A 23,659-nucleotide genomic window follows, 5' to 3' on the forward strand; every position below is an offset into this window, starting at 1 on the left:
GCTGCGTAGCGATTGCTTTGATAGCGTTATCAACTACACCTTTGAGAGAGTGCAGACGGAATTTGATAAGTTTGTAGATTCGAACTGATAAATTCCTGTTTGCCGGGATAATGTGATAGTAAGTTTTACCGGAAGATAATCTTACAAAAGACAGACAAAGATTTAATGAGTAGAAAGTAAAATCAGAGTATTATTTTTGATTGCGGTTATTAAAGTTGCCACCAGCAGCATACAGTAGCCCTGAGCTTTCTACCGTACGCAGCAGGTAAACAGCAACTCGCCTTACAAATGCCCAAAACAAGGCATTTAAGACAGTAAGAAAGTTCTCAAAGAGATAATCACCTGCTATTGCAGAATTTTATTTCTTTGGAAATATTCAAAGATCTATTGCCGGAAGCCATTGTGGCTTCCGGTTTTCTATTTAAGTCGTTCCTATTCGGGAATTAAAAATTTCACTTTACAATTCTATAAGATGCTTCAAATACCCTATTTAGGCATGTCAGTTGGCTTGTGTTTCTGAGTGTTCTTGACTACAAATCTTGTTTTATACTGTTTGAGTCAATGATCGCAGAGTGTCAGATGACTGCAAATCCGGTCTTATTCAAAATGAGTCAATTTAAGGCTAAGTAGCTAGTTGACTTCATTTCTACTAATGCTCTATTTGAATCATATTCTGATGAAAAAATTGACCTATTCTTAATAAAAACTTATTTGAATCAATTCATAATCTCCTAAAGAAAACAATTTAAATAAAAGAAAACAGCTTCAATACAAGAAAATACTTATTATTATCACCAATCGAAAGAAAATATAAAAGAAAAGAGGACAAATAATTGCATGGATTAAGAGAAATGCTTTTACAGGAGCAAAAGCACCTGCGAGGCATAATAGCTAATACAAGAGAAAAAGATATTGCTACGCCTGAAGGGCGACTTCGCATATCAGTTGATGATGGACAAGCCTGAATACGCCATCAAGGCGGTTAAAAAGCTCAATAGCTATCAAATGAACGGGATACTTCCCGGAGAGCGCTTGATCCTTACGTTTGAGACGGAACAGGATGTTTTGAATACGAGGATTGTCAGTGAATTGGCGGATAAATATCTCAGGTGAATATATGTTATTATAATATTGATCTGAGCGAAAGCTATTTGGATCACCGCAGGCGGGAAGAGTTTCCCGTCATTTTTTTGAGTAACAGTATGAAAGAATTAGGTAAGGCTTGCCTATTTTAATATGACTTTATTAAAATGTAAGAAAGCACCATGGAATAATATTGGATTAACCGATGAGAGAAGATAGATTATGGACAAATCATGGTCAGAAAACAATAAAGAAATACAGAAATTGCTGACGAAGGAAGCAACCTTTAAAGATGCTATAAAGAAGCTTTTGGCTTTCCGGGAGGAAATGTTTGAGCAGATTACTCAGATTGTGAGTGGATACCCGGATGAGGCCTTTGACAAAATGCCTTTTGCGGGTGCAGATGGATATCACAGTAAAACCCTTGCCTATTCTATCTGGCATATTTTCAGGATTGAAGATATAGTTGCCCATGAGATGATAGCAGGGGATAGTCAAATCCTTTTTACACATGACTTTCATAATCGCATTGGCGCACCTATTATTACTACGGGTAATGAACTTCAGGGAAACGAGATTGCAGAGTTTTCAGAAAAACTGAATATTAAAGAACTATATCTGTATGTAAAAGCTGTAAAGGAGTCTACGGATCAGATTCTTGGAGATCTGACATACAAGGATTTAAAGCAAAAATTCGGCGGCGATGTAAAGGAAAAACTTATCCGCAGTAAATGTGTCAGTGAGAATGAGAATGCCTTTTGGCTGATTGATTACTGGTGCGGAAAGGATATAAAAGGACTGATTCAGATGCCATTTTGCCGTCACTGGATCATGCATATCGAAGCCATGCGCCGCATCAAGAATAAACTCTGCAAGATAGCACGAAAGGGTGTTGATCCTGTTGCTTATTGTGGCTTTTCCTGTAATCACTGTTTCCTTTCAGAGTGGTGCGGATCATGCAGAACGAAGTACAATGTCTGCTCTTTTGCCACCTGTGCTGAGGACAGAATATGTCCGAATGTGAAATGCTGTAAGGAAAAAGATTTGGACGGATGTTATGAGTGTGATGAACTCGAAAAATGCAATAAAGGGTTCTATATTCCATCAAATGACGGAGCAAATGCAGCAAAGGCTCAGGCATTATATATAAGGAAATACGGAAAGAAAGAGTTCTTAAAGGTTCATGACAGACTACATGAGAAGTATGACTTCCAAAAGACACAGGAAGTTTTGGGACAGGATTATAAGGAAGGACTGAGAATTCTGGAGGAAACTTGAAAAAGCCTATAAATATGCTATTATATCAATAACAGAGTTGCCAGGTGCGAATATCACTTGGGACCTAGCCGAGCGTGGAGCTTGGCTATTCTATTAAAGGTGATGCACAGCCATACAAATGAGCGAGTTAAATAGTGGATGCGCTGTGGAATCTTGAGATGCCCATGGCTAAGGGAGTTCAAGTGTGGACTCCCTTTTTGATTACATATAAAAGCACGCATTGCGAGCAATGGAAAGGCATGATATAATTCACTTAACGCATTGCGTGGAGGTGCAATTATGGATATAGCGGAGAGAATTAAACAACTAAGGGAGAGCACAGGAGAAACAAGAAAAGAGTTTTCATTTCACACAGGTATTCCGGTTCGCACTTTAGAGGATTGGGAAGCGGGACGTAGAACTCCTCCGGAGTATATTCCGAGGCTGATTGCTTATCAGATTGAATATGAGAAGGTGATGAAAAGTAGAGGACAAGATGATGAACAAAAATGAAATAGTATTGTTTGAATCTAAAGATAAGAAAGTGGCATTATCGGTTCCGATGGATGGTAATACAGTTTGGCTAAATCAAGCGCAGATGACAGAATTGTTTGAAGTTGATAGAACCGTAATAACAAGACATGTTAATAATACATTCAAAGAAAAAGAACTCTTGAAGGAAAGCAATGTGCAAAAAATGCACATTGCAAATTCAGATAAGCCCGTCCAGTTTTACAGCCTCGATGTAATTATTTCTGTTGGGTATCGCGTGAAGTCTCAACGAGGAACAGAGTTTAGACAGTGGGCTAACCATCTATTTACCCTTCAGAACGGAAGAGATGTTCTGGGAAAAGAGTTTGCGGATGTAGAGGTGCGCCGATACGAGGATTCTCTTCATGTTACAAATATAGATGATCTTGCAGATTACCTTCAGAGTCTGAAGGTTCTTCATGGCATTGGAACTATGGAAAGAGAAGAGATTCTTAATATGCTGCTACCTCATGTAGAAGGTGGAGCCATCAATCTTCAGAAGGAATATGGAACTTTCATAGCACAGGGGATAAAGTAAGTGGACCCGGGAGCAAAAGGTACTATATCTTTTCTGACAAGTTTGTGGTAGGTTCAAAGTAGGTAAAGTTATTCGCATTTGAAAGGAGACCTGCCATGAAGAATATAAGACTGGTTCTAATCGGTGAATTGATACTGTTCATTGCGGTATTTATGATGACTGTATTAGGTGGAAGCTGGGGGATGTCTGCTGTCTTATGGTTCCTTGACTTGCCATCAATACTGCTTATAGTACTAATCTTTGTTCCGGGATTACTTATCATGGGGGAATGGAAGAATTTCTTAAAAGCATTTTCAGTTGGCATCAGGCCATTTAGTCTGTTGGAACTGAAAAATATAATAGGCGCTGTCGATGCGGCACAGAAGCTTACTATATATGCAGCTCTTTTTGCAATAATCATATCAGGAGTTCTGTTGATGGGACGATTAGACGATCCATATATGATAGGTCCCAATTTGGCAGTCTGTTTTCTGGCCGGATTATATGCAGTTATTATTGAGTTTTTGCTTCTTCCACTGAGGCTGAATGCAGAGCGGAAGATGAATGAAGAAATGGATCTGGGAGAATGACGAAAAATGAGATAACAAAACAGCAGTATCTCAAAGTCGCTCAGAAATACAGCTTTACTAGACGTGAACTGGAGCTGGGCTTTCTGAAGGTGTCCGGTTTTTCAAATAGAAGAATAGCATTTATGCTTGGAATATCGGAGCAGACTGTTAAGAATCATTTTACGCATATTTATGAGAAAGCGTGGGTTCCGGGAAGAAAGGAATTCCAGGAATTGTTTGTAAATAATCAGGACTAAATGAACCTGGGGGACGGGGTTAATTACAAGAGTAAAAATAAAACTTTCCACAGCGGAAAGTTTTTCTTTTACAACTAGTACAACAAGTGTATTATACTAAGTGTGAGTTCCATATAGAATGAAGTCATGAAAACAAGTAAGGAGGCTTCAGATATGGAACAGAACAGGAAAATGTATGGGGAAATCATTAAGGAACGTGAATATAGAAAGCTGATTTTTGCTACGGTTATCAACCGATTTGGTGATTCTGTAGATGCAATCGCTTTTACATGGCTGGTTTATCAGATTACACACAGCGCAGCATGGTCAGCAATAGTTTTTGCACTTAATACACTTCCAAACGTGGTGGTTCAGCCCTTTGCAGGAGCTATTGTTGAGAAGATGGACAAGAAGCATGTGATTGTAGCAACACATCTTCTTAGAGCAGTCATTATTACATTGTTTGCACTTCTATATAGAGCAGGCCTGATGAATGCACTGGTTATGGCAATCTTTACTTTGGTCATCACAACAGTGGAGTCCTTTAATCTTCCTGCAACTTCAGCATTTACAATGCAGGTGGTCAAGAAAGAACATATGACCTGCGGAATGAGTCTTAATTCCATGCTTTCAAGTGCTGCATCATTGGCAGGTACAGGTGCTGCCAGCGTAATCATTGCAACAGCAGGTGTTTCTGCAGCAATGATGATTGATGTAGTAACTTTTGCAGTTGCAGCGGCTCTTATCGGTGCAATGAAGGCTGGGAGAGCAAAAGTTACCGAAGCGGCACAAAATGAAGCATCCAAGACAACATCCGCTACCGGAGAAACAGAGAACAAAATAGAGCAGAGTAAAATTGAATTCTTTTTAGACGGCTTTAGATATGTGGCAAGCTCACGAGTTATCTGTAATTATGGTTTACTTGCAGTTGCCCTTAACTTCATGCTCATTCCTATAAATGCACTTCAGGCACCAATTGCCAGCGAGATTTTCAAGATGGGCGGAGAAATCCTTAGTATTGCAGGTGCATTTGCTGCAATTGGAGGTATTGCAGGATCCGCACTCGTACCGGTTCTTTCACAGAAGCTTTCACCACTTAAGATGATCATGCTTGGAACCTCTCTTCTCGGAGCAGGAATGCTTGGAATGGCATGCGGTGGAGTTTTTGCTGGAAATAATATTGCTTGTTATGTGGACGTAGCAGCTTCATTTTTTGTCATGATGGTGGCAGCTTCAATCATAGGCGGTACAATCAATATCCAGTTTATGAAAAATGCTGATCCAAAATATATTGCAAGAGCAGCCGCAGTAATGGGCGCTTGCGGAACAGCATGTATGCCTGTGGGTTCACTTCTTTTAAGCGCAGTTGTGACTAAGGTCAGCACAGGAGCAATTCTTGTATTCTGCGTGATTTTTGCAATAGCTATTCTTGCAATCTTAGTCTTTGTAAAGCCACAGATGGAGATTGAGGAAGGCTCCCTTGGAATTAAAAACGAGAAAGTATCAGCAAATTTAGTATAAAAATTCTTTCGTTGAAGGAGTTTGCAATGCAGATAAAGCTTAATGAAAACATAAAGAAGTACCGAAAGAGCATGAATCTGACCCAGGAAGAACTGGCGGAAGCCTTTGGAGTTACGGTTGGAGCTGTATCAAAATGGGAAAGCGGCAGTAATGTGCCGGATATTCTAACTCTTATGCAGCTGGCAGACTTTTTTAGTATTTCTGTCGATGTGCTTCTGGGCTATAGCATGTCCTCCAAGAACGTCAAAGATATTTCTGACAGGCTGGATGCTCTTTTACATGAGGATAAATATGACGAGGCTATCATTGAGGCAGAAAAAGCGCTGGTTAGATATCCGGGTAATTTTAAGATTCTCACAAGCTGTGCGGACACATACCATATCGTTTCATCGATGAAAGATTTGAAGGATTATCGGGACAAAGCAATCGAACTTTATGAGTCGTCTCTTCGCTATATTTCACAGAGTGACAATCCGGAGCAGGAAACCTTTGGCATTAAATATCGCATAGCAACTATAAAAGGTCGTGATAACCCTGAGAAATCTCTTGAGGAGTTTAAAAAGATAAATTATCAGGGGATAGCAGACATCAATATAGCTAACATTTTAAGAATGACGGGCAAGCCTGAGGAAGCAATGGAGGTTTATACAAGAGTTCTGGTTTCAATTCTAGTCAAAACCTTGGAGTTTTCTACAGAAATGTTTATGGTGCTGGTTTCTATGGACAATACGAAGGCATACAAGGAAGCTTGCGAGATTATGGATTGGTATATGACTATAGTAGATGCTACCAGTACTGACATGAGCAAGAACAGCTATCTTTCCAAGATGAAGATCATGGGGCTTGTCTTTAAAGCGTTGGTTCTTACCTGTCTCAAAAATGAGGATGAAATGAAAACCTGCATTGATACAGCCTTAGAAATAGCAAAGCAGTACGACAAAAATCCTTCAAATGATTTTGCCGGCAAAATCAAATTCTGGCATGGAAGTAAGGATTATCACATTTCTCTATATGATAATTTTGGTGTTGGAGCCGTGGTCGGCATCGATAATCTTTTTAATATGGGACCTAAAGTGCTGCCTCCTAAGGTTATAAAAAAGATGGAAATAGCGCTTGAATACTGGAATAGCGTAAAATAGACTGATTATGAAGAGTTAAAAAAGTATTTTCTCTTTCGCCGGAGGCATCATATTTGAGTAAAGAAGGGGTATAGTCTGATGAAAACAAGAGAAGAAGCGCTAAGCTATGATCTTGTCACAGATTCCCCAACCAAAAGAATATATGAAGCGGTAAAGAAAATTCCAAAAGGGAAAGTTGCCACCAGCCGCATACAGTAGCCCTGAGCTTTCTTGCGTACGCAGCAGGTAACCAGCAACTCGTCCTAGAAATGCCACAAACACAGCACTTAGGGCATTGAAAAAGTTTTCAAAGAGATAATCATCTGCTATTGCAGAATGTTGTTTCTTTGGAAATATTCAAAAATCTATTACCGGAAGCCCAGGTGGCTTCTGGTTTTCTATTTAAGTCGTTCCTATTCGGAAATTAAAAATTTCACTTTACAATTCTATAAGATGCTTCAAATACCTATTTAGGCATGTCAGTTGGCTTGTGTTTCTGAGTGTTCTTGACTACAAATCTTGTTTTATACTGTTTGAGTCAATGATCGCAGAGTGTCAGATTGACTGCAATTCCAAGATTATTCTATATAAGTCAACCAGTTACAGTTGAGGATTTGACTGCAAATCCGGTATTACTCTATATGGGTCAACTATTGCATGGGGATGCGTTGACCTCAAATCATGTAATTTCAAGAGAAAGTCAGGCAATAGTTGTTTTGGATATTATAGCGCCAATCCTGCTGATGATAGGCATAAAACTTGGAACAGCAGCCAACGCATCACTTCTTGGAAATTCTGAGATCGTTGCAACAACGTTGATCACATTCGGACTTTGTAAGATGACTCGGGAATACAACGTATCAAAGAAGACAGCGCAAGAAGCTGGAAGAGAAAATAAGTAACTAATGATTTCAGAATATTTTTAGAGGCTCTTTAGTTTGGATTTAGTTAACGGATATATCATGAGAATGTAAACTGAAGAACAGAACTCTTAGAAATTCTGAAAAACAGGCTTACTGCGAATGGTAGCTCGCAATATAAAATACTCCAAAACTATTTAATAAACAGGAACAGATATATGGAGGAATTTTATAATGTTCAAGAGATTAGCAACTATTTTGACAACATGTGCGATAACCGTATCTGCAGTTGCTTGTGGAAGCCAGGCACAGCAAGCAGATAGTACCCAGACCGGATCATTGGAAAGCACTCAGGAAGAAAGTTCTTCTTCTGAAGAGGTAAAAGAAGAAGCTTCAGATTCTGCTGCAGAAACTGAAACAACTACAGATACCGGTTCTACGTTAGAGCTGGGACTTGTCAGTGACACGCTTGCGGAAGATGAAGAGGGTCTTGTGGAGACATATACAGATCTTTTTGACCAGCTCACTTATACTGATGAGGAGACAGGTCTTTCTATAACTTATAATCTGTATCTTCCTGAAGGATATGATGAAAATGCAGAATATCCAATGGTTGTGTTTATAGGTGATTCAACAACTGCAGGAACTGATGCAGAGTATTCACTTACACAGGGGCTTGGTGGTCTTGTATGGGCAACATCAGAATGGCAGTCAGTATATCCGACCATAGTAGCTGTACCAACATATCCTGAAACAATTCTTGATGACCATGATGGATATAGTACAACAGAATATGTTGAGCTCACCAAGAGATTTATTGATTACATGTCAGATGAGTACGCAGTAGATACTGATAGAATCTATGGAACAGGTCAGTCCATGGGATGCATGACGACACTCATACTTGCATCGGAATACCCGGATTTATATGCTGCATGTATGTTTGTTGATGGTCAGTGGGATACGGAACTTCTTTCAAATCTGGAGGGGCAGACCTTCGTTTATTTCGCAGCTGAAGATGATACGAGTGCATGGACCGGAGCACAGGACCTTATGGCCAGATATGATGCAGATGGTGTCACTTACACATATGCACAGTGAAATGGCACATGGTCAGCAGATGAGCTTTCAGCAGCTGCCTCAGAATTATTCAGTGGAGAAGCTACAGGAGCGTACTTTATATCCTGGAAGACAGGAACGATTGATGCAGGAACAGGCAATTCACCTATGGGCGGTGGAGATGTCAGCTTTGGCGAAAGAGGAAACGGCGGGCAGATGAGTTCTTCTGAAGAAGGAGGCTTTTCAAATCCCGAGGCTGTTACAGATTCTTCTTCAGATGTAAGTGAAGATAAGCCGTCAATGGAAATGACTGGCGAGAAACCTCAAGGAATGATGGGCGGAAATGGGGGAGGCACCGGAGGCGGAGCAACATACCATATGGCTTCATTTGATTACGCCTATAACTGTATAGCAGTTATGGAATGGTTGTTCCAGCAGTAAGAAAGCATGACTTCTTAGATGAAATTACAGAAATCCGCACTAGCTGCGGATTTCGTGAGAACATGATACGAGAGGCAAATAGGCCCTTCGACGAAGTCGACTTTTAATGGCCTATTTGCGGCATTCTTGAATCTCTGATTCAAGAATGCATAAGAATTTAATACGGCACATTACAGCAGCTATGGAGAAATCTGTAGCTGCTTTTATAAAATTGCTTTCGGCTGAAAACCCATTAGCTTTAGCTGATGGGATGAAAGCCGTTCTACTAAATCAAAATCTCGCCTAAGCGAGATAAACAAGATATAATTCTATTCCATGAATAAAGAATAAATCGAAATAAATATCTGCTTTATTACCACTTAATTTTAGTATGTAAATATCGTAGACATTTACTAAGTGCTAATAATATTTCTTCAGACATGAATACACTTGCAAAAACTATCTCTGACAAACATAATGTGCAGATACATTACATGGAAGCTGATAAGGATCATCTACATATGATGATAGAAACAACTCCAAATATCAATTTGTTAGATTATATCAGAACTCTAAATCCTACACTACCTTCCATATTTGGAAGAAATACACATCTTACTTGAGTAAATGTTTTTGGAAAGAAAGAACATTCTTGTCAGATGGTTACTTCATAAGCTCCATAGGTGAAGTCAGTAGTGATACTCTAAAACATTACATTGAGAATTAGGGTAAAAATGTTTGATATTATACAACATTGTTGTATAATAATCTCAAGAGGTAATACTTATGACAATTTTAGAGTTACGCCAAAAAACAGGACTCTCACAAGGTCAGTTTGCGAAGCGTTTCCATCTTAATGTACGAACAGTACAAACATGGGAACAAGGCACACGCAAAACACCTGATTATGTAATTTGGTTAATAGCCAGAGTGATTGAATTAGAGGAAATGTTAAATGCTTAAAGGAATGGAATTTAGAATCTATCCAAACAGAATTCAAGAAACCATTATTCAAAAAACATTTGGTTGTTCCAGGGTTGTATATAATTCTGGACTTGCTCTTCGTATAGAAGAATACAAGAATGGTAATTCTATTGGATATAAAGAAACTAGTTCCATGCTCACTTCCATGAAGAAAACTGAAGAGTATTCATGGCTTAAAGAAGTTGATTCTATAGCTTTACAGCAGTCCCTCAGAGATTTGGATAAAGCCTATAAGAACTTCTTTGCAAAAAGAGCATCATTTCCTAAATTCAAATCAAAACATAGCCACAACAAAAACTATCGCACACAGAATGTTGGCGGTAATATTTCAGTTGCAGGAAAGTACATCAAACTTCCTAAACTTGGATATGTTAAATCCAAAATTTCAATGCCCGTTAATGGAAAAATCAATAACGCTACCATTAAACAGACTCCAAGCGGTAAATATTTTTGTGTACTTAATGTTGAAGTACCTGATGTATTCTATTCCAATGATGGTTGTATGATAGGATTGGATGTTGGCATCAAGACTTTCTATACAGATAGTAATAATAACATCCTTACGAATCCTAAAAACCTTATCAAATCCGAAAAGAAACTCGCTAAAGAGCAGCGTAAACTTTCCAGAATGGTCAAAGGCTCATCTAATTGGAATAGACAGCGTATCAAAGTTGCAAGAATCCATGAGAAGATTTCAAATCAGCGTAATGACTTTTTGCATAAAGAATCTGCAAAACTGGTGAAAGAAAACCAAATCATCTGCATTGAAGATCTAAATGTAAAAGGAATGGTTCGTAATCATAAACTTGCTAAAGCAATTAGTGATGTTTCATGGTCTAAGTTCTTTGATATGCTTGAGTACAAATCTGCTTTCTATGGTACTGAGATAATCAAAGTTCCAAGATTCTATCCAAGCAGTCAGATTTGTGGATGCTGTGGATATAAGAATCCTAATATTAAAAATCTCAGCATTAGAGAATGGGAATGTCCTGTCTGTGGTACATATCATGATCGTGATGGTAATGCCGCTAAAAACATACTAAAAATGGGTCTGTCACTTCGCGTGACGGCTTAACGAATAACAATGTAGGCATGGGCTATGCCGAACCAAACGCTTGTGGACATCGTTGGGAAAACTGCTCTCTACGGAGAGTGTGACAATAACCGTGGTGGTTGAAGCAAGAATCCCATCAAGCTTTAGCTTGTGGGAGTGTCAATAAGTAAGGTAAATTGTGATATCATTTTAGTATGAGTCTACAGGTGTTAGGAGTGCTTTGCCATGAACAAGAATGAGAGCAAATATTTTAAGTCTGCGGAAAAAATGCATACAGCGTTACTGACACTTCTTGACAGTAAAGACTTTGAACTTATTTCTGTTAAGGAGATATGTGAAACTGCTGGCGTAAACAGATCCACCTTTTATCTTCACTATGATAATGTAAATGATCTTCTGCAGGAAACTGTGGAGGCTGTGTATAAAGATTTCTTTGGGCGCTTTGGTGCTGTGGGGCCGGGAGCACTTGATGTTGATGAAAAAAATGAGGATGAGCTATTTCTTGTAACACCCAAGTATCTGATGCCATATCTGGATTTTGTGGAAGAGAACCGCAAGCTCTTTTACCTGATGTATGAAAAGAATGAGATGATGGGCGCTGAAAAGACCTATGAAACATGGTTTAAAACTATATTTGGCCCCATTCTTACAAGGTTTGGAGTTCCCAAAAAAGAACAGCCGCTTATCATGGTCTTTTATCTTAAGGGCATTATCGGAGTTGTCACTGAGTGGGTACGAGGTGGATGCACCGAGTCAAAAGATGAGATCATAAGCGTCATACAGAAGTGTATCATCAAGCCATAACGAAGTAAAAACACTATATCGGATTTACAAATCAACACTTTTTCTTTTGACAGTTCAAATGAACTTCTTAATAAGTTCGTCGAGAATACACTTTGGTCCCTTAAGAACAATTCTGCCGATCTTCCTACAGACTGTCCCACGAATGTCCCACAAGAGAGCGCCATGGATGGTCAGGAGATGCGCAGATTGTCATGAAACATCGTTTTTTCTCTCTTTCTTTATTCCGAGTACCGCCCATCTGAAGAAAGGAATCCTTGATATCACGGCATTCAAAGCATATGCTACCACAAATCCGGCAATCAGGCTGATGGTATAAACCATTGTTGCCGGAAGATTCCCGGGTTTTCCCAGAAGCAAAGCAACTGTTGATATCCCAAGATAATGGAATACATATAGCCCGAAATTATTTTTGCTCATCCATGCCGTAAAAGCATTTTGCTTATCAGCATACTTTGATGCACCGCTAAGAATCGCCATGCTCATAAGCCATCCAAATCCTGAAAATAGCACTGATTTGTTAATAGGAGCATCCGCATAGTTTTTACCAAAGTACACGGCACAGAATGAAATTCCCACACCTGCGGCAAGTGCAAACAGCAATACGAAATACTTCTTCAGCGTCTCGATTACTTCATCATGTGAGAACACAAAATATCCAAGCATGAATGCAACACCGTAATATCCGAACCTATATACCACAACAACCGGAGTATTAAAAATCTGCGCCGCTCCCCATATTACTACAGTCATCAAAAGTATTGCTATGATGTTAGCCTTTCCTCCCAGTTCCCACAGTCTATCCTTCTCGATTTTTCTAACGAGCAAAAGCACCATCGAAAACAGCCATAACAGCTGTATGTACCAAAGAACTCCGGTTCCGCTTAACGCCATGATTAAATACTTGATTACACCAGGTACTTCCTGCATAGAATCGAAAGCGTCGCTAATTGACATATTGACATATCCCTGGATGAACTGAAATACAAATAATCCTATAGTAGAAGGAATCAACAGTTTTCTTGTCCTGCTTTTTGCAAATTCCTTTGCGGTATGATTATCCAAATAATATCTGGAGCATATTCCCGATATAAGGAACAGCAGAAGCATAAACCACGGATAGACTGCATACAGGAAAATGTCATAATACTGCACATCAAGAGCAGTAATCTTTCCTAAGCCACCAAGAATATCTTCGCCATTATACATGTAAAGCACATGATAAATGACAACCAGAACTACGGTTACCCATCTGATATTGTCTAAGTAGTTTTTTTTCATAAATACCTCACCTTTGCAATTATTTTTAACATTATCGTAATTGTAAGGCAAAGAAATGTCCACTAACCAATAGGTGGTTGGTGAGGGCTGAAACTTGAAAAAACCTATAAATATGCTATTATATCAATAACAGAGTTGCCAGGTGCGAATAACACTTGGGACCTAGGCGAGCGTGGAGCTTGGCTATTCTATTAAAGGTGATGCACAGCCTAATAAGTGAGCAATTTATGTAGTGGATGCGCTATGGAATCTTGAGATGCCCATAGCCCGGAGAGTTCATACGTGAACTCTCTTTTTTAAATTATTGTATTGATTCATGAGGTAAGTCTATGTGTGATGTAAAAAAATATAGTGATATCTATAAAGAAATAGCTAAATTAAATCCTAAGGATACTTTACAGCTTGTTCTTGAGAGTGAGACTGAAGAAGAAAAAGATTTCTATGAGATGGTAGGAGATTTTTTACTCCAAAGAAGGCAAAAAGAAGTTGTTGAAATGAATCTTTTTTGAGTAGATGAAAAAGTTTACTATAGTTGCGGGAGTTAATGGTGCAGGTAAATCTACGTTATATCAGCTTGATCCGGATCTTAAATGTGAAAACGGAGATAATCATCTGCTATTGCAGATTTCAAAAGACTCGGTACAATGTACCGGGTCTTTTTTGTGTGCCGAAAGCCTTCAAAACATTCAAGGAATGGTGGGACAAGACTAAGAAGCCTGAGATAGCTGAAAAGGCTAAAACAAGCATTTTACAAAAGCTAAGAGATAGTCAGGCAATAGTTGATCAGAGAAAAGAGCAACAAGTCCCTAATCTTAATAGGAATAATCTAAGACCTGAGAGATAAATAACTGATAGTGTAATAGGCAGGGGCGTGAAAACGCCATTGTTTTATGCACTTAATATTGAACAGGATGGTAGATATAGGTATAATTATAAACAGTTGCTACAAAGAAAAAATTTAAGGATTATGTACAACTTGAGCTGGCGTAAAACTGCCTCTATCTAAGAGGCTTCATTTAGTGGCAGTTCAATTTTAGATTGTGGTTCTGCCTATATTCCGAGTGATGCTGATATAGGTAGTTGATTATTCGGGATGATTTCTGCCCATATTTTGAGTGTTATTGATATAGGCAGTTGAAATTTGAGTTGTTATTCTGCTTCTTTAGAGATGTTTGCGATATAGGCAGAATAATTAAGAAAAAATAAACTGCCTATATTTATAAAAATGTGATAGAAGCAGAAAGACAGGCCTAAAAAATACTGCCACTATTAAATAAACTACAATAAAGGCAGTACAGCCTTATTAAATCGACTGCTATTTTAACAAGTTCAAGAAAAGCGGCAGAAGCAGAATAAAATGTAATAGTCAGTTATATTGGAACGTAAACAATCGGTGTAAGCCCAAACAAAAAACAGACTTCATATAACTAAAATCTGTCCTTTTGTTTGGGCTTCAGACCGATTTTTATCTGAGTGAACTAAGTCGCGTCCGGGTGGCTATGGAATTTCAATCTGCCACCTCATAAACAAATCTTATCATTATCTCACGGTTTTAGACACCCTCAAAGCATAAATACAGTCTTTATTCCACGACAAATAAGCCTTCGTAAAAAGGCTTGTTTTTCGATATGAGATCCACTTATTCAACAAAGCATATATCTGCCGTACATACGAAAAGTAATAAGAGGTTCACCACATTTGGAGCATTTGCAAATGTCATGTTTATAAAGAATCTTAGTCTTTTATGCGGTTGTTTTCCCTCTGAGCTTTGAAATGTATTTTTTACAGCTGAGCAGATTCCTACAGAGAGTCATTTTCTGTGTTTTACATCTACGGGCAAGAAGGCCATAGTAGCGTATCCTTACAAATCCCTTGGGAAGTATATGGAGCAAAAAACGGGACAGAAATTTTTCTCCTGAGATTGTCATAGGCCTATATTTTCCATCTGTACGATAGTCCTTTGCACTAAAGGTGACGTTCTCAGAATCCATGCTTAGAATACGACTGTTGCTAATAGCAATCCTGTGAGAATATTTTCCAAGGCATTTAAAGACTTCCTGAGCCCCTTTAAATGTCCGTTTGGAATACACAACCCAATCTATTGCGTAGAGCTTATCAAGAAGACACTTGAATTCATATTGATTCCTAAGTGTTTCTGCACCACCTGTGTAGGTCAGCTTTTCGATATCATCCCTGGAAGCAACCTAGGGTAATGTCCAGTTCCGCTTCATTCTGGGAACTATGTCAAGATCCCAGGTGACGTGAAGAATGTATCTGTAGAAGAAAAAAAGCGCAGAATTAATGCCATTACAGCTTTCCGGTGTGACACCATCATTTCGCTTTTTTATGATATATTCCCGCGCATCATAAAGCGTAAGTTCATTGAAAGGTTTGTTTCCGGCCCATTCCAGAAATTTACCTATATGATATGTGTATTGCTTACAAGTGCCCTCAGACCGATTCCTGATCCTGCACTCTTCATAATGTACTAACCTGAATGATGAGTAAGTTGATTTTTTTGCCTTTGGGATATACAATGTATATACAAAAGGAGGTATTGCTTATGCAGGCTCAAGTTAAAGCATGGGGAAATAGTCAGGGAATTAGAATACCCAAAGAAGTGCTTCAGGAGGCAGCTATTTCGGTTGATGATGTTCTCGATGTCAAGGTGTCTAATGGCATGATAATGCTTGTTAAACCATTTAGACATAGAACACTGGAAGAACGTGCTGCAGAATATGGTGGGCAGCTCCATTTAGACGGTGAATTTGACTGGGGTGAACCGGTAGGAAGAGAGATTTGGGAATGAAGGAAGAATTGCATCAGGGGGATATACTTAAGATTGAACATATCAAGAAACCGGTTCTTATTGTGAGTAAGGATTTCTTTAATCAGACCTTTGAAATAATCGGCTGTCCTATTTTTGAAAAAGGGGAAGCAGGACCCTTACATATACATATCAAAACTGAAGATGTAGAAGGTTATGTGCAATGCGAAAAAATGGCACTCCTTGATTTGAATATCAGGGGTTATTCAAAGATTGATAGGATACATTATCCTGACATTATAAATATCACAGACGCTATCCAAGGAATCTTTGACTAGATCTGAAAATGAATGAACTAGCCTCATCGACGAAGTCGATTTAAATTGGCTTGGTTGATGCATTCTTGAATTGTTGATTCAAAAATGCATGACTTATTAAATGAAATTACAGAAACCCGCACTTGCTGCGGGTTTCGTGAGAAGGTGATACAAGGGTCAACCATGCCTCATCGACGTAGTCGATTCAATTTGGCATGGTTGATATATTCTTGAACTTTATGTTCAAGAATATATGGCTTTGTAAAAATGAATAATGAAATGGAACTTAATGGAGATGCAAAATGATAGTTGAAGGAAAACATGTCTATATATATGGCGAAAAGTGGAAAGCTGCGCCACTCATAGTCATGAATACATTTCAGGGCGATGGAAGTGATGTTTATAGCGCACTTTGTACTATGACGGAAAAAGAGCTGAATCTTGCTGTAATAAGTGATATCAACTGGAATGAGGAGATGTCCCCCTGGGAATGTGCTCCTTTGTATAAAAATGACAGCCCCTACACAGGAGGGGCAGATAAATATCTTGATAAGCTGACTGGGAGCATAATCCTTGCGATAAAAGATGAGCTTGGCGCAGAACCTGAATATACGGCCATCGCAGGCTATTCACTTGGGGGATTGTTCGCCATTTACAGCTTGTACAGGACTGATGTGTTCTCAAGAGCAGTAAGTGCATCTGGTTCCATGTGGTATCCTTCATTTTTAGAATATGTAGAAAAAAATGATTTTTGTAAAATGCCTTCAAAAGTATATTTTTCCCTTGGTGATAAAGAGGCGCGCACTCGCAACGCGCTTCTTAGCACAGTTGAAGATAAGACCGGAAAAGTTTATGATCAATACAAAAATAAGGGCATAGAAACTACGTTTGAAATGAATCCCGGAAATCATTTCAAAGATGCGGATCTGCGTCTTGCAAAGGGAATAGCCTGGATACTTAAATGATCTTAACTATTAAATAATTAACATCAAGAGAAAGACTAAAGAGAGCGGCCATGACAAATACAGAACAGACCACACAAAATATGACCTCAGGAAACAGTATGAAACAGATCATACTGTTCTTTTTGCCCTTATTATGGGGAAATCTTTTCCAACAACTATATAGTCTTGTGGATAGCATTATAGTTGGCAAAGGAATCTCGGATCAGGCGCTGGCTGCTGTTGGGGCAACCGGTACACTTAACTTCCTTATACTTGGATTTGTTGTAGGAATGACAAGAGGATTTGGAATTACCTTTGCCCAGAGCTTTGGAAAAAACGATATGGGTCTGCTAAATGCATACATCAGAGCTGCCAAGAAGCTCAGCATCACGTTTGGAATAGCCTTTACTGTTGTATGCGTTTCTTTGCTCAATAAGATGCTGACGTTCTTGAACACTCCTGATGATATCTATGACGATTCATATAGATATTTTGCGGTGATCTTACTGGGAATTGTTGTGACGGTTATGAATAACCTTGAGATTACAATTCTCCAGTCAATGGGAGATTCCAGGACACCGCTTACTGCTATGATCTGTTCCTCACTTGTGAACATCATGCTGGATATTATTTTGATAATGGCCTTTGGCACAGGAGTTGCCGGGGCAGCAGTGGCAACAGTGGTTTCACAGTTTGTATCATACCTTTTGTGCCTTAAAAAGCTTAGAACCATCAATTTTATGAGCCTGGAAAAAGATACATCAGAAATAGCAGATGAAAAGAATATATTGGTTGAACTGATGAAAATAGGACTTCCTGTGGCATTTATGAATTCGGTCACAGCTGCAGGCGCTATGGTTCTGCAGTACTTTGTAAATCTTATGGGAAGCGCATATGTAGCGGCGTATTCAGCCTGCATGAAATTTGCATCTCTTTTTGAGCAGTTCGGAATGTCTGTGGGCCTATCGATGATGACCTTTGTGGGGCAAAATAAGGGTGCTGGCAAATATGACAGGATACGCACAGGAGTAAGACAGGGCCTGATGCTCTCTACACTTGTGAATGTGCCTATATCGCTTCTTATGATATTTGTGCCCGGAAGCCTGGCAAGGATGCTGCTGACTGACAACATGATAATCGGTTATTGCACCGATTTTATGCCAATCATGGGAATGAGCTTTTTTGCCTTGGGATGGCTTTTTGTATACAGATACTCTGTTCAGGGATTGGGCAATACCTTTATACCAATGCTCTCAGGCGGTCTTGAAGTCATTATGAGACTGATCTTTGGCTTTTTGGTAGGAAGGAACGGATTTAAGGGAATTGCCGTTTCTGAAGTATCTGCATGGATAGGAGCTTTTCTGATGCTCATGGTGACATACTATTGTTTAATTGGCAAAAGAACTAAATCAATAGCCTAAAGTGGTAAGAAAAAGAGTCCATGGATTATTATCCAAGGACTCCTTTTTTAGCATTCACCTTCTGCATCCGGATCTTTTGTAACAGAAAGCTTTATTGCTTTAAAAATATGCTTCTGGATAAATCCGGTTCTGACGGTCATAAAAAGGTGTTTTTTCTAATCTTAAACGAGATTAAATATCGTACAAATTGTTATTGAAAAATGTTAATATTTATTTAATTTTTCTGGTTGCCATTTGTAGTTGTTTTGGTGAATATCCGATCCGTTTGGAAAATGTTCGGGAAAAATTGGAATAGTTGTTAAAACCTGACATATAACATGCGTCGCTGGGAGAATAGCCCTCCTGTAGCAATTTGCAGGCCAGAGCAATCTTTTTGGCAATAATATACTGCTGTATTGTAAGTCCTGAAAATTTCTTAACGCAGCGTGAAATATAAGTTCCATTGTGATGAATTTCTTTTTCCAGGATACTAAGGGTAATCTCTTCAGTTAAGTGTGCATCTATATATTCAAATGTTCTGCTGACAATATCTGGAAGGGCATTTGGAGTATCTTCCATTGGATTATCAGAGTGTTTGGAAGTGAGTTTCACCATTATCAGTTTGAGATATGCGTCGACCAGAATATCGGAAGAAGCTTTAGGATGTTCGATATTCTTTTGAAGGCAGATGCATTGTTTTTTTATTTCCTCCAGTTCTTCTTCTGACAGATGTATAGAGTGAAGAGATTTGTCTTCACTGTCATATGGCTCAAAACATGAGCATAGAGAGAACTTTTTGTTAGAAGCTTTTTTGAGAACCGCGTCAGAAACGTTTATAACGACGCGGTCATATTTATTAAGAGTGTGAATATCTGCCGTGTGAAACAGGTAGTGAGGTATGAAAGCAACATCCCCCTTATGCATGACTTTTCCTGAAAACTCGGTGTATAACCAGATTTCTCCGTCTAGTAAGATCAATATCTCGTGGCAGAAATGATTGTGCATGTCATCAGTATAGTCGAATGGAGCATCGATAGACTTTACTTCACATTGAAGATCTCCTTTTACCGGCTGAAATTTCTTTAGTATCTTCTTGCCTGTCATAACAATTCTCCTTATCAAGATATTAAAAATAGGATAATGCAATATTGATAGAAACACAATATATATACATTGCACAATCTGATATTAATATTTTGTTAAAATCATACAAATACGCAAAAAATATCAGAAAAACACATTAAATGTGCAGATATTGCTATCTTAAAGAGGTCATTTTGCGCAAAAAAAATATACATAGAAGTGTAAGAAACATCAAAGGGGTAGTGTTATATTTACAACTAGGGGAAGGTTCTTTTTCAGAAAAAAAGTTGGGGTGAAACAAATGAGAAAGACAATAAGGAAGGTATGGAACTATAAGTGGATATACGTGATGCTGGTACCGGTAATTTTATATTATGTAGTGTTTAAGTATATCCCAATGTATGGAATCACCATTGCATTCAAGAATTACAACGTTTTTAAAGGGATTACAGACAGTCCCTGGTGCGGATTTGAAGTATTCTCAAAAATCTTTAAGAGCAAAAATTTTTGGAACGCTATAAGAAATACTTTAGTGTTGAATTTTGCTACTTTATTTGTAAGCTTTCCGCTTACGATCATCGTGTCTCTTATGCTTAATGAAGTAAGAAACAAACATTTCAAGAGAATAACCCAGTCAGTTTTATATTTACCACATTTTATATCATGGGTAGTTGTAGCAGGAATTGCTACAAATCTTTTCTCTATGACAAACGGAAGCATCAACAGAGTGATTGAAAATATGGGAGGAAGTCCTATTCCGTTTATGAGTGATCATGGATGGTGGATATTCACTTATGTTGTATGTAATGTGTGGAAAGAGATAGGATGGGGAACTATTATTTATCTCGCAGCTTTGACAGGTGTGGATGAGAGCTTATACGAAGCAGCATATCTGGATGGCGCCACAGAATTTCAAAGACTAATCTATATAACTCTTCCCTCAATCAAGTCAGTAATTGTTACAATGCTTATTCTTCAGATTTCAAAGATGATGTCAATTGGTCTTGATGCTCCGCTTCTTTTGGGAAACAAGAAAGTAATGGATGTATCAGAAGTTATCAGTACATACACTTACAGAATTGGTATTGAAAAGGCAAAATATAGTGATTCTACTGCGATTGGCCTTTTTCAGTCGGTAATAAATATTATCATTCTGTTTGTTGCTGATAAGTTTGCCAAGGCAATTGGCGAAGACGGAATAATCTGACGGGAGGAATAAAGCGTGAAAACAAAGAAACTTACAGCGGGACTAATTGTCAATGATCTGCTTTTAGCAGTACTTGCTTTTATATGCATATATCCTTTTTTGAATGTACTGGCTTACTCAGTAAGTGGTTATAATGCAGTGCTTTCAGGGAGAGTAACTTTTTATCCGATCGATTTTAATATTGATGCTTACAGACAGATCCTTGGAAAGACACAAATTTGGATGGCGATGAAGAATACTGTGATCATAACAGTTGCAGGAACAGCATTAAGTCTTGTTCTTACAATTCTTGCATCATTTTCGCTTTCTAGAAAAGATTTGCCTGGAAGAAGCTTTTTTACAGCGTTTATTCTTTTTACTATGTATTTTAGCGGCGGAATGATCCCAACTTTCCTGACAGTTAAGTCTCTGGGACTATTTGATACAGTATTTGCGCTGTTTGTACCACAGTCCATCAACGTATTTAACTTTATCGTTATGAGAACATTTTTTAAGAATATTCCGGAGAGTTTGGAGGAGGCTGCAAGAATTGATGGCGCATCATACATGAAGGTATTAAATAAGATCATTCTTCCTCTTTCGGTTCCTATCATCGCAACCATGGGACTGTTCTATGCTGTTGGTTATTGGAACACATATTTTGACGCACTTATTTATATTCAAAAGCCTGAACTGTATACATTACAGCTTCGACTCAGGAGTCTTTTGTTTGGAGAGGAGCTTAATAACTCTAATGCAAATGCAGAGGGTATCGGAACGCAGGTTATGAGCCAGTCTCTTAAGATGGCGACAGTTGCTGTATCAACAATACCTATTCTTATTGTATATCCATGGCTTCAGAAGTATTTCGTTAAAGGTGTAATGGTTGGATCAGTAAAAGGATAATCATACCTCATATGGGGGTAAAAAAATAAGGAGGCACTAATGAAAAACAAAGTATTGAAAAACTCATTGGCTATTGCACTTGCAGCAACAATGGTAGTTGGATGCGGAAGTACAGCGCCGGCTGAGACGGGGGCAGAACCAAAAACAGAGACACAGACTCAAACAGCGACTAGTACTGAGAGCACTGATAGTGCTACAGCTGCAGAAGCAAGTAAGTATCAGACAACTTACGGCTCAAAGCAGTTTGATAATGTGACGATCACAGTAGAACTCTTTGACAGAAGCAATGCTCCTGATGGCTCAACTATCACAGATAACAAGTGGACAAAGTATGTAAATGAGCAGATGAACAAGGTTGGAATCAACGTAGAGTTTGTCCCTGTTCCAAGATGGGATGAAGTAACAAAGATGCAGGCTATGGTAGCTTCTCAGACAGCTCCTGACCTTACGCTGACTTACACTTATGCTTATGCAGAAGACTACTATAACCAGGGCGGAACATGGAATTTATCAGAGTTCATTGATGGAGCTGACCAGGCTCTTAACATGAAAAAATATCTTGGAAGTGACGTTATTGATATCGGAAGAAATGAAAGCGGCGAGCTCTATGGTATCGTGGCTAAGAGAGCTACAACTGCAAAGAGTAACTACTTTATCAGAAAAGACTGGCTTGATAAGCTGGGACTTGAGATTCCTACAAATCCCGATGAACTGTACACAGCACTTGATAAGATGGTTCATGAGAATCCAAATGGTATGACAGGTGTTTCTGGCGCAATTATTTGGAACGGCTGGAACTTAAAGCAGGTATTTTCAAAGATTGCAGGGGACCCGCTAAAAGTTAATGTATGCGGCGGTGGTGAGGATGTCATTCAGGATTACTACGATCCTGGTATGTATGATTATTATCAGTTCCTTAATAAACTCTACAACGGCGGAATCCTTCACCAGGAGTATTATAACCTTACAGAAGATGATTTCAAGAGTGAAATCGTAACCGGTAACCTTGGGTTCTGTGAATACAGCGTAAACGGTAATGTTGACGTACTTCGTGGATCACTTCTTAAGACATTAAAAGAGAATGTAAGTGATGCAGATTTTGTTTCTATTCCTCAGTTCAAGAATATAAATGATGGTCAGGTTTATTCAGCAGCATATGGTGCTGGCGGACTTATTGCTTTCTGCCCTAAGACAGCAAGTGAAGAAGTTGTAGAAGCATGCATGACATATCTTGACTGGATGTGCACAGAAGATGGCGGTTTCGTTCTTTATCATGGATTTGAAGGCGAACATTACGATATGGTTGACGGAGTTCCGGTTGTTAAAGATGCTGAATACAATGCTCAGGATAAAGACTGGATCAGAACAGACCTCTTTATTGTAGGTAATCAGGGATACTTCGAGACAGTTGATGACTTCAATAAGTGCACATCAAAGGAAGCTCCCGGATATGAAGATTATGTTATCCAAAACTATGAGTATGCTCTTGCAGGAACACTTAATCACGATGCATCCTACACATCACCTTCTACAGCAGATCTGATCACAGATCTTAACATAGCAAAAGATGATTATCAGGTAAAGATGATCACATGTGCTCCTGAAGAATTTGATCAGATGTACAACGAATACATGGATGAACTTAAGTCAGTAGGAATTGACACAATCATTTCAGAGAGAGAAGAGCATTACAATAACTAACCATATCTATAGGGAAGCAGTTATTTTGACTGTTTCCCTATATTAAAAAAGAGGAGTATTTGGG

28 protein-coding genes and 2 pseudogenes are annotated in these 23,659 nt (G+C 38.7%); 26 read left to right on the forward strand and 4 right to left on the reverse strand.

All coding sequences use genetic code 11. The features are described from left to right. The first annotated feature begins 912 nt into the window (after positions 1-912). The 17 genes and pseudogenes from BM146_RS15770 (at position 913) to BM146_RS20450 (ending at position 12,208) form a co-directional block, all read left to right on the forward strand. A complete protein-coding gene (locus BM146_RS15770; protein ID WP_074891148.1) occupies positions 913-1,113 on the forward strand; it encodes a hypothetical protein in 201 nt (66 codons plus the stop codon). Positions 1,114-1,305: 192 nt separating this feature from the next. Next, on the forward strand, positions 1,306-2,361 hold the full coding sequence (locus BM146_RS20325) for a DUF3795 domain-containing protein (protein WP_074891150.1): 1,056 nt from the start codon (positions 1,306-1,308) through the stop codon (positions 2,359-2,361). A 279-nt stretch (positions 2,362-2,640) separates the two neighbouring features. Further along, positions 2,641-2,853, forward strand: a complete 213-nt coding sequence (locus tag BM146_RS15780; protein WP_074891152.1) for a helix-turn-helix domain-containing protein — start codon at positions 2,641-2,643, stop codon at positions 2,851-2,853. Next, positions 2,837-3,409: a RhuM family protein gene (rhuM, locus tag BM146_RS15785; RefSeq protein WP_083413598.1), complete on the forward strand. Its 573-nt coding sequence runs from the start codon at positions 2,837-2,839 to the stop codon at positions 3,407-3,409. Before BM146_RS15780 ends, rhuM begins: the two co-directional genes overlap by 17 nt. Positions 3,410-3,504: 95 nt before the next feature. After that, positions 3,505-3,978, forward strand: a complete 474-nt coding sequence (locus tag BM146_RS15790; protein WP_074891157.1) for a hypothetical protein — start codon at positions 3,505-3,507, stop codon at positions 3,976-3,978. Beyond that, the gene (locus BM146_RS15795; protein ID WP_074891159.1) at positions 3,975-4,214 is read left to right on the forward strand and encodes a helix-turn-helix transcriptional regulator; all 240 of its coding nucleotides are present in this window, start codon (positions 3,975-3,977) and stop codon (positions 4,212-4,214) included. The genes BM146_RS15790 and BM146_RS15795 overlap by 4 nt, the downstream gene beginning before the upstream one ends. A 153-nt stretch (positions 4,215-4,367) precedes the next feature. After that, complete coding sequence (locus BM146_RS15800; RefSeq protein ID WP_074891161.1) at positions 4,368-5,714, forward strand: MFS transporter; 1,347 nt, start codon at positions 4,368-4,370, stop codon at positions 5,712-5,714. Positions 5,715-5,740: 26 nt separating this feature from the next. After that, positions 5,741-6,853: a helix-turn-helix domain-containing protein gene (locus BM146_RS15805; RefSeq protein WP_074891163.1), complete on the forward strand. Its 1,113-nt coding sequence runs from the start codon at positions 5,741-5,743 to the stop codon at positions 6,851-6,853. A gap of 96 nt (positions 6,854-6,949) precedes the next feature. Beyond that, a pseudogene (locus BM146_RS20440) lies at positions 6,950-7,036 on the forward strand (endonuclease V); the annotation flags it as partial. Positions 7,037-7,473: 437 nt separating this feature from the next. Beyond that, the gene (locus BM146_RS20330) at positions 7,474-7,734 is read left to right on the forward strand and encodes a hypothetical protein (RefSeq protein WP_330391848.1); all 261 of its coding nucleotides are present in this window, start codon (positions 7,474-7,476) and stop codon (positions 7,732-7,734) included. Between the two features lie 192 nt (positions 7,735-7,926). Then, positions 7,927-8,793: a carboxylesterase family protein gene (locus BM146_RS15815; protein ID WP_074891167.1), complete on the forward strand. Its 867-nt coding sequence runs from the start codon at positions 7,927-7,929 to the stop codon at positions 8,791-8,793. 126 nt (positions 8,794-8,919) lie between these two features. Beyond that, positions 8,920-9,192 carry a hypothetical protein gene (locus BM146_RS15825; protein ID WP_143087512.1) on the forward strand — a complete coding sequence of 91 codons (273 nt, stop codon included), beginning with the start codon at positions 8,920-8,922 and terminating at the stop codon, positions 9,190-9,192. A gap of 362 nt (positions 9,193-9,554) precedes the next feature. Beyond that, positions 9,555-9,898 (forward strand): annotated as a pseudogene (tnpA, locus tag BM146_RS20445) (IS200/IS605 family transposase). Positions 9,899-9,957: 59 nt separating this feature from the next. Continuing rightward, positions 9,958-10,134, forward strand: coding sequence for a helix-turn-helix domain-containing protein (locus BM146_RS15835; RefSeq protein ID WP_074891174.1), 177 nt, complete (start codon positions 9,958-9,960; stop codon positions 10,132-10,134). After that, the gene (gene tnpB, locus BM146_RS15840) at positions 10,127-11,230 is read left to right on the forward strand and encodes an IS200/IS605 family element RNA-guided endonuclease TnpB (RefSeq protein WP_074891176.1); all 1,104 of its coding nucleotides are present in this window, start codon (positions 10,127-10,129) and stop codon (positions 11,228-11,230) included. Before BM146_RS15835 ends, tnpB begins: the two co-directional genes overlap by 8 nt. A 204-nt stretch (positions 11,231-11,434) precedes the next feature. After that, the gene (locus BM146_RS15845; RefSeq protein WP_074891178.1) at positions 11,435-12,013 is read left to right on the forward strand and encodes a TetR/AcrR family transcriptional regulator; all 579 of its coding nucleotides are present in this window, start codon (positions 11,435-11,437) and stop codon (positions 12,011-12,013) included. A gap of 30 nt (positions 12,014-12,043) precedes the next feature. Further along, positions 12,044-12,208: an alpha-L-rhamnosidase-related protein gene (locus BM146_RS20450; protein WP_242949421.1), complete on the forward strand. Its 165-nt coding sequence runs from the start codon at positions 12,044-12,046 to the stop codon at positions 12,206-12,208. Here BM146_RS20450 and BM146_RS15850 read toward each other — a convergent pair. After that, positions 12,203-13,291, reverse strand: a complete 1,089-nt coding sequence (locus tag BM146_RS15850) for an acyltransferase family protein (protein WP_074891180.1) — start codon at positions 13,289-13,291, stop codon at positions 12,203-12,205. The two genes, BM146_RS20450 and BM146_RS15850, sit on opposite strands and share 6 nt — an antisense overlap. Positions 13,292-13,620: 329 nt before the next feature. Between BM146_RS15850 and BM146_RS15855 the strand changes: the two genes are divergently transcribed. Beyond that, entirely contained in the window at positions 13,621-13,800 is a 180-nt protein-coding gene (locus tag BM146_RS15855; protein WP_074891182.1) for a hypothetical protein, read from the forward strand. Positions 13,801-13,804: 4 nt separating this feature from the next. Then, the gene (locus BM146_RS19630) at positions 13,805-14,002 is read left to right on the forward strand and encodes a hypothetical protein (RefSeq protein ID WP_177201705.1); all 198 of its coding nucleotides are present in this window, start codon (positions 13,805-13,807) and stop codon (positions 14,000-14,002) included. Positions 14,003-15,033: 1,031 nt separating this feature from the next. Here BM146_RS19630 and BM146_RS20530 read toward each other — a convergent pair. Then, entirely contained in the window at positions 15,034-15,477 is a 444-nt protein-coding gene (locus BM146_RS20530; RefSeq protein ID WP_083413600.1) for an IS91 family transposase, read from the reverse strand. An 18-nt stretch (positions 15,478-15,495) separates the two neighbouring features. Next, on the reverse strand, positions 15,496-15,828 hold the full coding sequence (locus BM146_RS20535; RefSeq protein WP_074891188.1) for a phage integrase N-terminal SAM-like domain-containing protein: 333 nt from the start codon (positions 15,826-15,828) through the stop codon (positions 15,496-15,498). Between the two features lie 26 nt (positions 15,829-15,854). Between BM146_RS20535 and BM146_RS15875 the strand changes: the two genes are divergently transcribed. The 4 genes from BM146_RS15875 to BM146_RS15890 all read left to right on the forward strand — a co-directional run bounded on the left by BM146_RS15875 (position 15,855) and on the right by BM146_RS15890 (position 18,740). Then, complete coding sequence (locus BM146_RS15875; RefSeq protein WP_074891190.1) at positions 15,855-16,100, forward strand: AbrB/MazE/SpoVT family DNA-binding domain-containing protein; 246 nt, start codon at positions 15,855-15,857, stop codon at positions 16,098-16,100. Further along, positions 16,097-16,396, forward strand: coding sequence for a type II toxin-antitoxin system PemK/MazF family toxin (locus BM146_RS15880; RefSeq protein ID WP_074891192.1), 300 nt, complete (start codon positions 16,097-16,099; stop codon positions 16,394-16,396). Before BM146_RS15875 ends, BM146_RS15880 begins: the two co-directional genes overlap by 4 nt. 281 nt (positions 16,397-16,677) lie before the next feature. Beyond that, entirely contained in the window at positions 16,678-17,340 is a 663-nt protein-coding gene (locus tag BM146_RS15885; RefSeq protein WP_074891194.1) for an alpha/beta hydrolase, read from the forward strand. A gap of 50 nt (positions 17,341-17,390) precedes the next feature. Continuing rightward, on the forward strand, positions 17,391-18,740 hold the full coding sequence (locus BM146_RS15890; RefSeq protein WP_074891196.1) for an MATE family efflux transporter: 1,350 nt from the start codon (positions 17,391-17,393) through the stop codon (positions 18,738-18,740). A gap of 210 nt (positions 18,741-18,950) precedes the next feature. On the opposite strand, the gene BM146_RS15895 is transcribed toward BM146_RS15890, so the two are convergent. Continuing rightward, positions 18,951-19,823 carry an AraC family transcriptional regulator gene (locus tag BM146_RS15895; protein ID WP_074891198.1) on the reverse strand — a complete coding sequence of 291 codons (873 nt, stop codon included), beginning with the start codon at positions 19,821-19,823 and terminating at the stop codon, positions 18,951-18,953. 280 nt (positions 19,824-20,103) lie between these two features. Here BM146_RS15895 and BM146_RS15900 point away from each other — a divergent pair, with 280 nt between their 5' ends. The 3 genes from BM146_RS15900 to BM146_RS15910 are packed head-to-tail and all read left to right on the forward strand — an operon-like array spanning position 20,104 to position 23,595. Next, on the forward strand, positions 20,104-21,009 hold the full coding sequence (locus BM146_RS15900; protein ID WP_074891200.1) for an ABC transporter permease: 906 nt from the start codon (positions 20,104-20,106) through the stop codon (positions 21,007-21,009). Positions 21,010-21,024: 15 nt separating this feature from the next. Next, a complete protein-coding gene (locus BM146_RS15905; protein WP_074891202.1) occupies positions 21,025-21,894 on the forward strand; it encodes a carbohydrate ABC transporter permease in 870 nt (289 codons plus the stop codon). 39 nt (positions 21,895-21,933) lie between these two features. Further along, positions 21,934-23,595, forward strand: a complete 1,662-nt coding sequence (locus BM146_RS15910) for an extracellular solute-binding protein (RefSeq protein ID WP_074891204.1) — start codon at positions 21,934-21,936, stop codon at positions 23,593-23,595. Positions 23,596-23,659: the final 64 nt, after the last annotated feature.

Source organism: Butyrivibrio proteoclasticus (genome assembly GCF_900115735.1).
GTDB lineage: Bacteria > Bacillota > Clostridia > Lachnospirales > Lachnospiraceae > Butyrivibrio > Butyrivibrio proteoclasticus_B.

What these genes read in the sequence shown, in the direction of transcription:
- BM146_RS15880 (WP_074891192.1), top strand. Translation starts at nt 16,097, where the DNA reads ATGAAGGAAGAATTGCATCAGGGGGATATACTTAAGATTGAACATATC.
- BM146_RS15910 (WP_074891204.1), top strand. Translation starts at nt 21,934, where the DNA reads ATGAAAAACAAAGTATTGAAAAACTCATTGGCTATTGCACTTGCAGCA.
- BM146_RS15805 (WP_074891163.1), top strand. Translation starts at nt 5,741, where the DNA reads ATGCAGATAAAGCTTAATGAAAACATAAAGAAGTACCGAAAGAGCATG.
- BM146_RS15800 (WP_074891161.1), top strand. Translation starts at nt 4,368, where the DNA reads ATGGAACAGAACAGGAAAATGTATGGGGAAATCATTAAGGAACGTGAA.
- BM146_RS15790 (WP_074891157.1), top strand. Translation starts at nt 3,505, where the DNA reads ATGAAGAATATAAGACTGGTTCTAATCGGTGAATTGATACTGTTCATT.
- BM146_RS15825 (WP_143087512.1), top strand. Translation starts at nt 8,920, where the DNA reads ATGGGCGGTGGAGATGTCAGCTTTGGCGAAAGAGGAAACGGCGGGCAG.
- BM146_RS15815 (WP_074891167.1), top strand. Translation starts at nt 7,927, where the DNA reads ATGTTCAAGAGATTAGCAACTATTTTGACAACATGTGCGATAACCGTA.
- BM146_RS15890 (WP_074891196.1), top strand. Translation starts at nt 17,391, where the DNA reads ATGACAAATACAGAACAGACCACACAAAATATGACCTCAGGAAACAGT.
- BM146_RS15900 (WP_074891200.1), top strand. Translation starts at nt 20,104, where the DNA reads ATGAGAAAGACAATAAGGAAGGTATGGAACTATAAGTGGATATACGTG.
- BM146_RS15875 (WP_074891190.1), top strand. Translation starts at nt 15,855, where the DNA reads ATGCAGGCTCAAGTTAAAGCATGGGGAAATAGTCAGGGAATTAGAATA.
- BM146_RS20325 (WP_074891150.1), top strand. Translation starts at nt 1,306, where the DNA reads ATGGACAAATCATGGTCAGAAAACAATAAAGAAATACAGAAATTGCTG.
- tnpB (WP_074891176.1), top strand. Translation starts at nt 10,127, where the DNA reads ATGCTTAAAGGAATGGAATTTAGAATCTATCCAAACAGAATTCAAGAA.
- BM146_RS20330 (WP_330391848.1), top strand. Translation starts at nt 7,474, where the DNA reads ATGGGTCAACTATTGCATGGGGATGCGTTGACCTCAAATCATGTAATT.
- BM146_RS15795 (WP_074891159.1), top strand. Translation starts at nt 3,975, where the DNA reads ATGACGAAAAATGAGATAACAAAACAGCAGTATCTCAAAGTCGCTCAG.
- BM146_RS15850 (WP_074891180.1), bottom strand. Translation starts at nt 13,291, where the DNA reads ATGAAAAAAAACTACTTAGACAATATCAGATGGGTAACCGTAGTTCTG.
- BM146_RS19630 (WP_177201705.1), top strand. Translation starts at nt 13,805, where the DNA reads ATGAAAAAGTTTACTATAGTTGCGGGAGTTAATGGTGCAGGTAAATCT.
- BM146_RS15845 (WP_074891178.1), top strand. Translation starts at nt 11,435, where the DNA reads ATGAACAAGAATGAGAGCAAATATTTTAAGTCTGCGGAAAAAATGCAT.
- BM146_RS15835 (WP_074891174.1), top strand. Translation starts at nt 9,958, where the DNA reads ATGACAATTTTAGAGTTACGCCAAAAAACAGGACTCTCACAAGGTCAG.
- BM146_RS15885 (WP_074891194.1), top strand. Translation starts at nt 16,678, where the DNA reads ATGATAGTTGAAGGAAAACATGTCTATATATATGGCGAAAAGTGGAAA.
- BM146_RS15895 (WP_074891198.1), bottom strand. Translation starts at nt 19,823, where the DNA reads ATGACAGGCAAGAAGATACTAAAGAAATTTCAGCCGGTAAAAGGAGAT.
- BM146_RS15780 (WP_074891152.1), top strand. Translation starts at nt 2,641, where the DNA reads ATGGATATAGCGGAGAGAATTAAACAACTAAGGGAGAGCACAGGAGAA.
- rhuM (WP_083413598.1), top strand. Translation starts at nt 2,837, where the DNA reads ATGATGAACAAAAATGAAATAGTATTGTTTGAATCTAAAGATAAGAAA.
- BM146_RS15855 (WP_074891182.1), top strand. Translation starts at nt 13,621, where the DNA reads ATGTGTGATGTAAAAAAATATAGTGATATCTATAAAGAAATAGCTAAA.